A 13,878-nucleotide genomic window follows, 5' to 3' on the forward strand; every position below is an offset into this window, starting at 1 on the left:
CGACAGAAAATTTAATTAGAAAGGTACAAATGCTAAATGCTAAGCAGCTTAGTTTGTCCATTCCTCGAATCCATCTTCGTATATCCAAACAAAACATCCCTTAGCCCAAAAATAAAGCCCACCGTCGTCCGGATTCTCAATCAATTGAAAATCTGCTTTGAACAAACAATTTTCGTCGTTCGGCCATCGATCCGAATATCTCTGAAGCTGCTCCTCTATTGTGCCCTCCCAAAAGGTGTTATTAAATGCAATCTTCAACCGACCCGCCTTCATTAATTGATACATGACTGATAAATAATAGTTCCTTCGCTCGTCGTATGTGCATGATGACACACCGGGTATGTCCTCACGGATATAAGTCCACATAGCATCTGCAGATGATCCCTCCACAGCTTCCAAGAGATCGGTCATTACATTTTCTGGAATGTCTTCATATATTTTCATCTGAATTTCATCTCAATTTTTTTCCGATTTACTACACGCTCACCTACGGGATACCCTCTTACCCCACTTATCTCTATAGTCCATTTCGCTCTTGTCTTATCGACTGAGCTAGAACCGCTCCTCAATGTATACGTAATTTTTCCCTTTTCCACCGTGTATAGAATTCCGGGATTACCGTAAATATCTGGTGTTTCTGTCATTAATTGTGGGTTCGGCAGAAACTCAATTCCTGCGAGTTTCTTATAGTACTTCACGACTTTGGATCGCGGTACATTATCAAATACCATTGCGTTCTTGCTAAATTCACCGTTGGCCTTAATCGCTTGACCATCCATCGTTATCTGACCTTTCTTCAGACGGCTAGCGCCGCCCGTAAAACTGTCAAAAGCTTCCAAATTTAGGCGTTCAGACTCGCTCAGCTTGGAATTTGACTGCTGTTTCGATAACGCAGTTGACGCAGGTGTCTTGATAGAGCTTTTACCTGCGACACTATTATCCTTATCCGCTATCTGCATTTTATTCGGTTCAGGCTGAACGCTTACCTTTCTTCTTCCAGCCTTTCGTCCGCCGGGAGAGCCGAACATCGAAGGAAGTTCCGCAGCTATTAACTGTGCCGTTTCCTTGTCGACCCCCATCTCCTCAATACGCTTAGCCCATCCATCCTCAACCGCAAGGCCGCGGGCTTCGCTATTCAGCATATAAATCGCGATCAGGTAATTGCGAAACTTGTTGGACAAGGTTTTGTCGATATCCAGCTTTTTGATCAACGCAATTGAAGCATCCATCTCGTCAAGCAAGTGGCCATATTTTGTTTGACACTGCTCGGGCGAGGCCGCACAAAAGGGCTGGATTTCTTCTTGTTGCCGAATATTGGTGTCCACCATCTCCCGGATAACTTTATCGCACTGATCTCCAGAACAATTCCTTATCTGTTGTGCAAGGTTCTCCAGTTGAGCGTTAGTCAAATAGTTATTTTCGACTGCGGTGCGCCCCACCACACTGCCGCTGACTAGGTTTTTACCGTTTCCACCAACAGCTCCTGCCAGCCCGGCTCCGGTCAGGCTCGCAATCGAACTTACCGTTTTTTTCTCTTCGGGCGTCAGCTGAGTGACGTCTTTATCGAAGAGCAGTTTGGCAGTAATGGGGGCAATGGTTTCAGCCCCTGCCCCAGCCAGCGCCCCGCCAGCAACACCATTGCCGGTCGCACCCGCCACTAGCGCGCCCAGTGCCGCATGGGCGAAAATGTGCCCTGCACTACCCTCCTTGCCAGCCTGTTTGAACTGCTGCCCGATTTCCCGGGCAATCGTGGGGCTGGCTGCTGCGACCAGAGATCCAGCCAGACCGTTGGAGGGTGTGGCCAGACCAGCAGAGACAGTGCCCAGCAGCCACTCAAGGTTGCGCAACTGCGCATTGCGCTCATCGCGTTCTTTTTCGCTGATCAGTCCCGCTTTAAAATCGGCGTCGTTGCGCGCCATGCGTTTTTTCAGCTCACCCGAGGCCTCCTGGGTGTTTTTGCTGAACTGCTGCGAGATATCTCGGTCCAGATCGATTTGTTTTTGCACCTCGTCTTTGTCGAAGGTGTTGTCCAGTCCGCGAATGGCCAGGGCTTCATCGTTAGTCAGTGAGGTATGAATGCTTGCGATGGTGTCTTGGGCCGTCTTGCCGGTCAGGGCTTGTTGAGCGTCGGGCCGCGTAATGGCAATGTTGGCGGTGTTGATGCCGCTGTGGAATACGCTGCTCTCGTTGCTGCTGAATGACCCATATCCAAAGCTGGCCGTCAGCCCCGAGCTGCTTCCACCGAAGACGCCCATGGGGTTGCCATCGCCGCCGATACCCACGCTGGTGGCCTTGACCTTGCTGTGGTTTTCGATATGGCGCGCGTCCAGCGTGCCGGTCGTGAGGCGGTTTAGCCCCTTTTGCTCCGCAGCGGCGCTGGAGGTGATGATGGCACCTGTCAGATCGGTGTGATCCGCCACGTCAATCTGATACCCCTGATCCTGCGCGAATATACCAGACTGCTCGTTCACGCCAGCATAGTCGGCCGAGATTTTAGAGCGTGAGATGCTACCTGAGCCAGAGGCCCCATAGCCAATCGTGATTTCACCCCGAGCATCGTCCTGCTTGCCCTTGAAGGTGGCCTTGTCCTGCAGGCTTTCTATGGTTAGATCTGAAGCCTTTAACCTCACTCGCGAGCCAGCCACCTGTGCGCCTTTCAGGGTGGTTGCGCCGCCACTTTGAATCAGGGTCGCGCTATCGCGATCGCCAACATGGGTATTGATGTAGCAGATTTCATCACCAACGCCCTTGCCTTTGCCTACATTTGCGCCCACAGTGATACCAAATGCCGCCGAGCCATTTTCATATCCGATTGAGACGCCGATTTTGCCGCCCGAAGAACTATTTTTGCTGCGCTCGCGGGTAGTTTGCTCTGCAGCCTGCAGGGTGATGGCATCGTCCGCAATCAGGGTCGTGCCCTTTTTCCCTGCGATATCGGAGCCGATGACGGTGATGTCAGAGTCGGTGCCTGCACCTGTGGCCAGTATCGTTACGGTGTTTTGCGCACGGACCTGGCTGCCGCTGGTTTCGGTCTGCTGCACTTCGGTACTGCTGCGGCTGCGCTGGCTGCCGTAGGTAATGGATAGCTTGACGCCAGCGGTTTCGGCTGCGCCCTTGGCATCGCCTGCCTGTAACTGGCCCATGGCCTGATCCACATTGGCTCCCTGCTGCCCGATCTTGTAGCCCGACCAGCCGACGTTGGCAAGCGACATGGCATTGACGCGGGCGTTTTTGCTTTTGCCAGCCTGTTCGGTTGCACGGACACCTGCCTGCACGGCCTGTATGATGGGCGCATCGACCCCGATGGTCAGGCCGCTCTGACGAAACTCAGTCACGTGTTTTGACTGGCGCTGGTCTGTGCCCGGATCGATCGTCACCGCTTTACCGGCGATCAGAATGTCATCGCCCGCCAGCACGTCAGAGCCGCGAACAAGCACCTGTTCGCCGGCAACAAGCCGGGTGTCGCCTTTGATGCTACCCACGCTGCTGCGCGCCTGGCTTTGGATCGCGCCCTGGCTGTCGGTTTGTTGGGTAAGGCTTTGCGTACCCACGGTAAAGCCCAGGCCCCCGCTGCCGCCAAGCAGACCGGATTTGGTGGTGTTGCGGTATTCGTGTTCGCGATTGTTTTCGGTACCCGCTTCGATCCGAATGTTGTTTTGGGCGATCAGGGTGGTACTGTTGTCTGACACCACGTCGCTGGCTACGACTTTCAGGTCGCGCCCCGCCTGAATGCTAACGGTTTCTCCACTAACCGCACTGCCCACCAGGGTTTGCCGCTGCACGTCACTTCGGATCTCTGTTGTTTTGGTCGCCAGGCCGGTACGTTTGCTTCCCTTATGACGCAGCTGGCCGCCGCTTTCGGACAATCCGGCTTCAATACGGACATCGCGCCCGGCCTGCAAATTGACGGCGCCCTGCTGGCTCGTGACGTCTGCGCCGCGTAAGCTCAGGTCGTTGCCGGACCGCATGACAATGTCGCCGTTGCTGGCGATGTGCGTGCCTTTTTCTTCTGACCCAATCCGTTTGACGTAGTTACTGGCATCGCTCACCACAAGCTCGCTCATGCGCGTGGTCAGGGTTTTCAAGGCCAGATTATTTCCCGCCTGCAGCACAGTGCTGCTGTCCTTGCCCTGGCCTGCATTACCAAGAGCAGCGGCCGTTAAGATCAGGTCCCGGTCCGCCTGCACCTGCAACTGGCCGAGGCCTTTGGACCCAGTCACATATAGCCCGGCCAGTCTATCCAGGTCCGTGTATTCGTAATTGTCCTGGTCCGAACGTGTCTGTATGTGATTCAGGGTGCTGGCTACTTCAATGTCGTGGCCGGCTTTGAGGTTCAACGCCTGCTCTGCAGAAATCTGCCCGCCCACCACCCGGATGTCGTCTTTGGCGGTCAGCGCAATTTTATCGGCATTCATGCGACCGCCCGCCATATTGGCAATGCTGTCCGCCGTGATATCCACAAGCTGTCTGCCGGCGACGGTGCCGCTGTTGTATACCGTATCGTTTGCCTGCAACTTGATCTGGTCTGCCGAGACCAGTGCGCCATCGCCGCGCAAATCGCCCTTGCGCACTTTAACGTATACCTGCGGCGCCAGCACACGCTGCTGGCTGCCGTCCGGCAGGGTCACGGTTTGCTCGACCAGCCAGACAATATCGCTGGTCAGTTGTGCCATCTGCTCGGCGGTCAGCGCGATGCCGGGACGCAGATCGAATTTTTTGGCGAAGGTGACCGCGTTGTTCATCAAGGCGCGGTATTGTTCTTCGTCATTCTGATAGCCGTCCAGGAAACGACGGCCGGTTAATTGGCCGATCTGTTCGTTGATCAGATTACGCTCGTAGAAGCCGTCGCCCAGGCGCTTCAGGGTGTGCTGCGGGTCCAGGCCCAGTTGTTCAAGCATGTAGTTGGAGGTCAGCCAGTTGCCGTATTGGGTAAACTGCGGATCGGTTTCAATGAGCGGTCCGCCCTGCCCATCGGGGCGGATAATGAACAGGCTGGCTGAGGGCAAATCACGTCGTGGCGTCGTGGTGCGGATGACCGGTGCCGGTTCGGACGAGCCTGTCACGGTGCCTTCCAGTGGCTTATCTGGACTGACTTCGATAATGGCATGACCCGTGCCAACAAGATCGCCCGGTTTGACCGGCGCAGCGCCGCCGGCCGAGATTTCGGCTGTCTGGTCTGGAACCGGTACAATATCGACACTTTGGCTTTGAGCGCCCTGGCCGATCTGCACGACGGCCACCGACGCCGGAATGTGTTCTTCACGGGGGATTTCGTAATCGTGCCAGTCGCCGTAATCGTCATCATCGTCGTGCTCGCGGTGGCGTCCACGTTCCGTGATTCGGCGGATGGCATTCTCATCATCGATATTGTTGATGAACTGCACAGTCCCTGTCATCGCGCCGCCAATAGCTACCCGGCTTTTATCGTTGGTGAAGGCCCCGCCAGACAGGGCGAGATTCTTGCCGATCGAGATCTGACCGGGCTTGCTATGCGTGATACGGGTTTCTTGCGTGGTCACCTCGTATTCGTACTCACGGAACATATCCTCGTGATAGCCCTGGATGGCATGGTTGTATTGCGAGATGAGTTCATCAAGTTTGGCGTAGCTGGGATTGTTGTCTATATACCGCTTCATCTCGGGATTGGGCTTGGTTTGGCAAACCTCGTTCCACGAGATTCCTGAGCAGACCTTGATGGTGGATGGCGGAATATTGCGGTCAGGCGCGGGAATACCCGTTTTTTCCCATATCGGATCGTCTGGGGAGTAGACCAGAGAGTAGACTTTCTTACTCTCATCAATAATCCACGGAAAAAGAATGTCTTCGTCATCCAAGCGAGACACGTAATAGCTCGGCGCTATGCCAACCCGCCGGTCATCAATATATGCACTTGGAAAACCGCCACCTCGATATCGCTTACCTATCTTGAGCGCGTTGGGCTTACCCCAGAAGTCCCACAATTTGTCGTCAGGCCCTTCGTAATACAGCATCGATTTTTCCATTGTCAGCACCACAGCCGAATCGCTGTCATACCGCTTATGCAAGCTAGGGTCCCAGGAACTGTGTTCCGGAATGGGCTCGTAGTCCTTGCCCTTTCGAACGGGACCCACCTGCTGTAATTCGGTGCGATAGTCTGCGTTCAGATTGCGCAATTGTTCGGTTTTTATCTGCGCTGAGCCGGCGATATCAATCATCGAACCGTTGTTTACGATCGAAGAGGCGGTGCCTGTGACTCTGCCGTCTGGATCCAGTGTGCGCCCGAAGGCCGCATCACCACCGCTGTAGATCAGCGCACCATCCTGATTGGACAAGGTCTGGGCGCCGATATCCAGCCGGTCGCGTGCCGCGATGGTACCGGCCCGAGAGGTATCGTCCTGTTGTTTCCCGCCATTTGACAGTTCTCTGGCCTGAAGTCCCAGCCGGATGCCATAGATGCGGCCTGTGCCAAGGTTGTGAATGCGGTCCGCGACCACCACGGTATTCTGTCCGTTGATCAGGCCCTCGTTCCGTATGGTATCGCTTGCCTGTAGACGAGTGTGTTTCGCTTGTATCTTGCCTTGTTGCGTATTTTTCAGGTTGTGCGCTTGGATCGCCAGCGCGTTGGCCGATTCGAGCTTGCCCTCGTTGTACACATCGCCGGTGGTGCTCAGATCCAGCCGCGTGTGGCCAATCAGGGAATGGGCATTCTGGTAATCGCCTCTGAGATCCAGTGACAGGTGATCACCTGCGAAGGTGCCGCCCTGCCCGGTCAATTGTGCGCTTTGAACCTGCGTCTTTTCTTTGCCGCTGATATAGCCCTGTTCGTTGTTGACGAGCAGGTTGCCCTGCGGATCAAGAATACGTGTCGTGCCAAGGGAGGTGATATACCCACTCTGGTTATTCAGGCTGTCGGATATGTTGAATTCGAGGTTTTGTGTGGCCGCTATAAAACCGCTATGATTGAACAGCGTACCACCAGCCAGTGTGATCGTATTGGCCTGAATGCCTTTTTGCTGTTGCGCTGCCCGATCACCATCGAACGTGTCGTCATTATTGATCGTAGCCGCAGAGATGTGCAATGTGTCTCCGGCGCGGATCAGCCCCGAGCGCGTATCCAGGCTTGCGTTGCCCAGGTCCAGCGCGATGTTCTTGACGCTTTGCAGATTGCCTTGCCGATTGTCCAGGTCCTTTGCCTGAATACGAAGATCATCAGTTCCCACACGACCTTGCCGGTTGTCTAACGTGCCGGTTTGCAGCGTGGCTGCTTTGGCGGCGCCGATAAACCCTTCGCGGTTATCCAGTTTTCCGGTGGCAAGTTGCAGCGTACCGCCACTGATCACGCCTTTGTCTTTACCCGTGTTTGTATTGATCAGTTGATGCCCATCGGTATCAATGGTCATTTCCTGTACGGCCTGTATCAGACCCGCGTCATTGTTTATAGCACCACCGCGCAGCTGCAATCGCTGGGCAGCGATGCGGCCGTTCTCGTTATGCAGCGTTGAGGCGTTCAGCGCCACGTCGCCATTGGCCAACAGTTTGCCAGCCTGATTATTGACCGTATCGCCGCGCAGCACCATATCCGTTCCGGCAGATACGTTGCCGTTCTGGTTGTGCAGATCGCCATCCACTTCAACGAAGAGGGTCTGATCACTTACAACCTTGCCGCCGTCGTTGTTCAAACCGGACGCGCTATGGATTCGGGCGTTCCGTTGAGAAGAGACCACGCCCTGACGGTTGTCCACATCGCCCGCCTGAATGTTTAATGACCCTTTGACCGCTATGATGCCTTGCTCGTTTGTGAGCAGACCGGTCGTGGCCAGCCACAGGCCGGTTTCACCACTGACTTCGATTCGGCCTTCCCGGTTATCCAGCGTGCGGGTGTTAAATCCGTCAAGCGTTTGAGCCGCGATTTTTCCGCGACGATTATCCACGCCCTGCCCTTGCTTATCCAGCTGCAACTGCAGGCGCTCACCCGCGAGGATACGACCCGCCTGGTTATCGATGCCGCCTGCACGCAATGTCAGGGTCGTGCCGCTATGAATCTGGCCGGCCTGGTTTGTGAGCAAGGCATTGTCTGCCAGCGCAAGATTCACTGCCCCGGTGTTGTTACGGATCGTGCCGCGCGTATTGGTCAGTGTCCCGCTATTGATACTCAGCTGATTGATGTTCAATCGATTGATATTTAGCGCGTTGTCGTCCGGGTTGGCCGAGGTCTCGGCAGCAGAGGTTTGCAGGATCGTCCCCTCAGTGTTATTGATGCTGTCGCTCTTGATAGTCAGGTTTGCTGAGACGGTCGCAATCAACCCGCCCTGGTTATCCAGGGCACCGGTTTGCAATACAAAGGGATTTGACCCGGTATGAATCAGCTTGCCCCGGCGGTTGCGAATACTGCCAGCGTTCAATTGCAAGGCTTCGGCCTGGATCTGCGCCTCCTCGGTGGAAAGCTGCCATGGCGTATTCACTGCCAAGGTGTGCGCATGAATCTTGGCTTTATTGGCCAGCAGATCGCCCTGACGGGAGGTTAGACGGATGTCTTGCGCCACCAGTTCGCTGCCCGATACTGACAGCGTATCGGCCTGCGCAAGCAGGCTGCCGTCGACCTGTATCGTACCGGCTACTATTGCTTGATCTTTGGCGTTCAGAGAAATCGATTGACCGGGTTTTAAGGAACGACTGTCTTTGTCTTTTAAGGAACGACTATCTTTGCCAGTCGTGGCGCTCGATTTATCCGACGTGCCAGGTTGTGCCTGGTTGGTTTCCGATAAATCCAGACCGGCAGCCAGTCTGCTTTCTGATCCCAGCGTCAGACTTCCGGTCGCACCGTTCGCTGTCAACGCAATATTGCCGCCCGACAGGATCTGTTTATTGTTCTTCAGGGAAGTGACGGTCGTGGCGGCGGTGTTTTGTCCGCCATAGAGTGTGCCATCGTTCAGCAACGAGTCGGCTTGCACGTTTAATGCCCCATCTGCCGCCAGGGTACCGCGATTGTGCAACTGCCCATTGGCCGAGAGCGTCAGATTTTCTCCGGCGCGGATGTTGCCCAAATTGCGTACGCCCACACCGTGCTCGGTCGCGAGTAACGTAATCTGCCCGGCATACATGCCGCCCAGTTCGGCGATGTCGATAGCGACTTCTGGCTGATCGCCCCGTCCGTCCGAGGCTGCCGAGGCATCGGAGGCGGCAGTGACTTCAGTCCTGCCGGCAGAAGCGCAAACAGCGCCAGTATTGGCATCGATCGTATTGATGCCGGTTTTGATATCTAATTGTTTTGCGCGAATGGTACCTGTCACCTTCGCCGCACGAGCGAGCACGTCCACATAAGGTGTCTGGCTGGCGTCCATATTGGCTATATTGACCGTGCCGCTGCGCACCACATAATTGTCCAGTGCTCCGGTAGAAGGATTCAGGCCGACCTGCCCGGTAGTCAGGACCGCGCGGTCCGCATGGATAAAACCGCAGCCCTCGCAGCTGATACCAGCCGGGTTGGCCATCACTACCTGGGCGCGCTGGCCCGCCACTTCAATATAGCCACGCAACAGGCTCGGATTGGACGACTGGATCTGGTTGACGATCACGCGCGCGCTGTCCGTTGTCAGCAAAGGATTACCCTGAATCCAGCCTGCCAGCTGCGTTTGGGTGCTGGTACGGGAATTGTTCAGAATGGCGCCGCTGGGCTGCACGTCAAACTGGCTGTAATTGTTCATAGAGACACCGGCGCTATTGGGGGTCTGGATATTGACCTGAGGCAGCCCGTTGGCTGTGGTGACGATTGACGGCTGCGTATGGGTCGGCATAGCTTTGTTCGCCACGATCTGGGCCTGCGCTGTGTGATCCGGCACAAAAGCAATCAGGCCCGTGACGCCCGCCAGCACGATCGCCTGCATGATCAGGCGCAATCGGGGCAATGCGGGGATCATCGCAATACCCCATTTGTTTCTGGCGTTCACCTGGTCTTGTGAGCCAGCCGCGCCGCCCGAGCGGCCTGCATGACTTTTACCCGGGCCGACCACAATATCGGCAACGGCCATCCACTGACCGCGAACGTGATTGAATCGCAAACGATAGCAGCGCTTATTCATACTCTTCCCCTAACCGACGTTCTGATGGCCCGCTGCGCCCATGCCGCAAGGAAACGCGAAAAATTTCGACATGACAGGCCCATCCGTCTTACAACGAAAAACTGATACTGAAGCCACCTGTTGTGGCTGGTGTTTTAAACCCGTTGGGTTTATTCAATGGCTTGCCAATGAAAAAATCGTAGTGCACGTATTTGGATAGACTGCCCCGCAGACCGACGGCCGATCCGATGAGCGAGCGCACCACCAGTCGGTCGGCATGCTGTCCACTGACATGGCCCGCATCAACACCTGCGTACAGTTCATGCCCGGCAATACCCAGTGTGGAAAGCGAGAATGCCAGCTCGTTGCGCCAGAACCAGCCGCGGTCGGACATGAGCACATACTCGCCGCTGAAGCCGCGCACGGTATAGCGACCGCCAATGCTGAATTGGTCTTGTGCAATCAGTGGTGATTTGTTCCATTGCGCCTGCCAGGTACCGGTGTAGCGAACCGGTTGTTTGCCTAGCGTAAACGGCGCGCTCAGATTGACCGACGCGCGCCAGATGCGCGGCCGTGAAGTACCCTCGTCGTATTTTTCTTCCGGCGCTTTAAGTGCATTACCCGCCCCGGTGCCGCGCCGATAGGACAGATTCACGTCGAGCGTGGCCGCGCGCAGGTACTCGCGATGATTGACCCCCGCTTCCCAGCCGGCCATGCGGCGCCGCTGGACAGGGATTTCCACTTCATCAATATAGTTTCGGGAATGACGCGCCCAGCCTTTCAGATAGACGCTGAATTTGCGTTTGGCGTCGCGATACACCTGGCGGCTGAGACTCAGGTCCAGCGTGCGACTGCGTCCGCTGTAGACATAGCTTTCATGAATGTCCGCCACAGGCTGGCGATAGTTGAATGTTGAAAAGTTCGCACTCAGCAACCAGTAGCCAAACGGGACGGAATAATGCAGCGCGCTGTCTTTGGCGCGTCGAGAATGGCTGGTGGGGTGACCCAGACTTTGGGTATGACTGGCATAGAAAAGATCGTTCAGTGTCAAGGGGTTATCAAGCGACACGGTCAGGTTTCCCTGATAGCGTCCGGTACTTTTGCTGCCCGCATCGTCAAAACTGGCCATCAGGCGAAATGGCCGGGACTGATTCCAGTTGATCAGCAGATCGCTTTTGCCCGGCTCATTCGCAGGTGCAATCTGGATATCGGCGTTTACCGTTGGAATGCGTCGAAAGTTCTCCAGTCCCTGTTCAAGATCGCGGATATTGAGAATCCCGCCTTCCCTCACAGGCAACGCGTTCCAGCGGCGAGCCCGTGACTCGGATGAGTCTGTAAAGCGAATATCCTGCACACGCCCTGGGATAACCGACAAATTCAAATGGCCGCCGCCGATATTCTGAGAGCCGACCAGCACACGCGTCGTCACGTATCCGGCCGCCATGATGGTGTTCTGCACATGATCGGCCACGAGTGCAATACCTTGCACACCCAGGCACTGCCCGACGGGAGAAGGCAAATGCATTGGAGCTTTTTCTGGAGCAAGGAGCGAATTCAACGCCCAGGCGAAACGCTCTGCCGACTCTCCCGTCAGTTCAACCGACGTAATGGGAAAACACGGTGTCTCCGAGGGATATTGAGTGCGATCCGGTGGCGCAACAGCCGACGCACGGGACACGCTTTGGGGCGCAGGCAACTGGCTTTGAAGAAATTGTTGCTGCTGTTGCTGCCGTTGAAAGTGCTGCGCGTCCAGCATCTCGGGGCGAAGCGCCTGTGCCCGCGCAGAGGTCTCCCAAATGCATCCGAGCACGAGCAAGATAGAAATCACAAGCTGCCGAGACGACCGACTGCATTGCGTGAGCGAAAATAGTGGGCGCACCCGCCTTTGCGGCAACCGCCCATCGCGTGCATTGAAAATTGCCTCTTCCAACATCACTTTCTGCCAACCCCATTTTTATTGGGCAGCATTGTAGAGAGGTCTTGCCGAAATGTAATTTACCTAGATCAAGAAAACCCTAAATTAGGCAAAAAAACTCCTTTGTCTGCGAGTCATGACTCACGGTGACGTTCTCCTACCTGGGAGTGCGTTCGGCACAGCGACCCCTCCTCTTTTCAATTCACTCTGCCCTGAAAAAAAACGTTCACGTCCATTGATTGTCTTATCGCCTCATCAAATTACTTGCATTTTTTTGAGGTTGTTTTATGAGTTTGATATTGAGATTGACGGCGGCCGCATGCGTGAACATCGGGTAAACGCCTATCTGAACTGGCGTTTCTGAATAATGCGCGAAAGCAGTATGACCGATGAACGGCGTCACACCCTTTTCTCCGGTGCAAAAATATACAGTTGTGATTTTCCGCGCGATGTAACAAGCCTTTCAAACGATTACGAAAATGCCGCAAATTGCCGTTTTTATTAGATAAAGTGCAATTTGGCCGTGTGATACAAAAGTTTCAACTGAAATACTGTGTAATCATGCTACTATTTTCGCGTTTCGCCTGTTTTGTCCGACATCGCCGGTAAGCGCCGGCGCACCCGACGCGCACATTTTCTGCCCGAATCGGGGAAGCTGACATTGCGGCAAGGGGGCATCGAATGGTGTTCGTCCCCTGCTCCCGTTTATATACGATGCCATGATTAAATTTGTCAGTCTGTCTACAATGAAAAAGCAACATCGTTTTTTTTCCATGCCAGCGCTATTGCTGCCGGCATTGCTATTGGTCGTCCTGCTGGTCTCGGGCTGCTCCAGGGACGAGGATCCCGCACCGGCGCCCAAGGCCGACGGGCCGCCCGAAGTCGGCGTCATCACGCTCAAATCACAGCGCATTACCTTTGACACCGAGTTGCCCGGGCGTACCGTGTCTCCGCTGATTGCCGAGATTCGTCCGCAAGTGAATGGCATTGTGCAGAAACAGTTGTTCACCGAAGGATCCATGGTCAAGGCAGGACAGGTGCTGTATCAGTTGGATCCGGCGGTGTACGAGGCAGAGTACGCTGCGGCCCGCGCCAGTGTCAGGAAAGCCGCGTCCACGCTGGCCAACGCGCAAACGGTGGCCAAACGCAATCGTTCGCTGGTTCGTATTGATGCGATCAGTGAACAGATCAATGAGGCTTCGCAGGCTGATGCGCAACAGGCCGCGGCCGACCTGGCTGTCGCCCGCGCACAGGAGCAGCGCGCCAAGATCAACCTGGACTATACCCGCATTGTCTCTCCCATTGACGGCTGGATCGAACTGTCCAACGTGACGCCGGGTGCGCTGGTGACCGCGAATCAGACGACGGCATTGACGACCGTGCAGCAACTGGATCCGGTATATATACACGTGTCGCAATCGTCAGCTGAAATACTGCAATTGAAGGAAGATATCCAGGCCGGCCGTTTACAGGCGACATCGGAAAACGATGCGGTTATTCGCATCAGGCTCGAAAATGGACTGATGTATTCTCATACGGGCCGCCTGACTTTCAGCGGCGTGACCGTCAATGCCAGCACCGGTTCGATTACGCTGCGTGCGCAAGTGCCCAACCCCGACCGGATTTTGATGCCCGGCATGTATGTGCGGGCCGTGCTGCAAAACAATACGGGCGACCAGTCTGTCCTCGTACCGCAGCAAGCGGTCACCCGGCGGCCCGACGCCAGTACGGTTGCGCTGGTCGTCGATGCTGAAAACAAAGTGCAGGAACGCTCCGTCGTAGTCGGACGGGCGATCGGCGACAACTGGCAGGTGCTGGACGGGCTGGCGGCAGGTGAACGGGTGCTGCTGACCGGGTCGCAACGCGTGCGCCCCGGCGTACTGGTTCGGCCGGTGGAAACCACACGCCAGTCGGGCTAGGAATCGG

The 13,878-nt window shown here is 55.5% G+C and carries 4 protein-coding genes; 1 reads left to right on the top strand and 3 read right to left on the bottom strand.

Translation table 11 applies throughout. The features are described 5' to 3' along the window. Positions 1-48 precede the first annotated feature (48 nt). The 3 genes from W822_RS37800 to W822_RS37805 all read right to left on the bottom strand — a co-directional run bounded on the left by W822_RS37800 (position 49) and on the right by W822_RS37805 (position 11,865). Positions 49-444 (bottom strand): DUF596 domain-containing protein, encoded by a 396-nt coding sequence (locus W822_RS37800; RefSeq protein ID WP_024005896.1) that lies wholly within the window; start codon positions 442-444, stop codon positions 49-51. Further along, positions 441-10,058 (bottom strand): hemagglutinin repeat-containing protein, encoded by a 9,618-nt coding sequence (locus W822_RS45890; RefSeq protein ID WP_024005897.1) that lies wholly within the window; start codon positions 10,056-10,058, stop codon positions 441-443. Before W822_RS45890 ends, W822_RS37800 begins: the two co-directional genes overlap by 4 nt. A gap of 88 nt (positions 10,059-10,146) precedes the next feature. Next, positions 10,147-11,865 (bottom strand): ShlB/FhaC/HecB family hemolysin secretion/activation protein, encoded by a 1,719-nt coding sequence (locus W822_RS37805; protein ID WP_253272301.1) that lies wholly within the window; start codon positions 11,863-11,865, stop codon positions 10,147-10,149. An 806-nt stretch (positions 11,866-12,671) separates the two neighbouring features. Between W822_RS37805 and W822_RS37810 the strand changes: the two genes are divergently transcribed. Then, the gene (locus tag W822_RS37810; RefSeq protein ID WP_253272302.1) at positions 12,672-13,871 is read left to right on the top strand and encodes an efflux RND transporter periplasmic adaptor subunit; all 1,200 of its coding nucleotides are present in this window, start codon (positions 12,672-12,674) and stop codon (positions 13,869-13,871) included. The last annotated feature ends 7 nt before the right edge of the window (positions 13,872-13,878 follow it).

The sequence above is a fragment of the Advenella kashmirensis W13003 genome (genome assembly GCF_000506985.1).
Lineage (GTDB): Bacteria > Pseudomonadota > Gammaproteobacteria > Burkholderiales > Burkholderiaceae_B > Advenella > Advenella kashmirensis_A.

Bases quoted from the DNA above. Each gene is read 5' to 3' on its own strand.
- W822_RS37800 (WP_024005896.1), bottom strand. From the start codon at position 444: ATGAAAATATATGAAGACATTCCAGAAAATGTAATGACCGATCTCTTG.
- W822_RS45890 (WP_024005897.1), bottom strand. From the start codon at position 10,058: ATGAATAAGCGCTGCTATCGTTTGCGATTCAATCACGTTCGCGGTCAG.
- W822_RS37810 (WP_253272302.1), top strand. From the start codon at position 12,672: ATGATTAAATTTGTCAGTCTGTCTACAATGAAAAAGCAACATCGTTTT.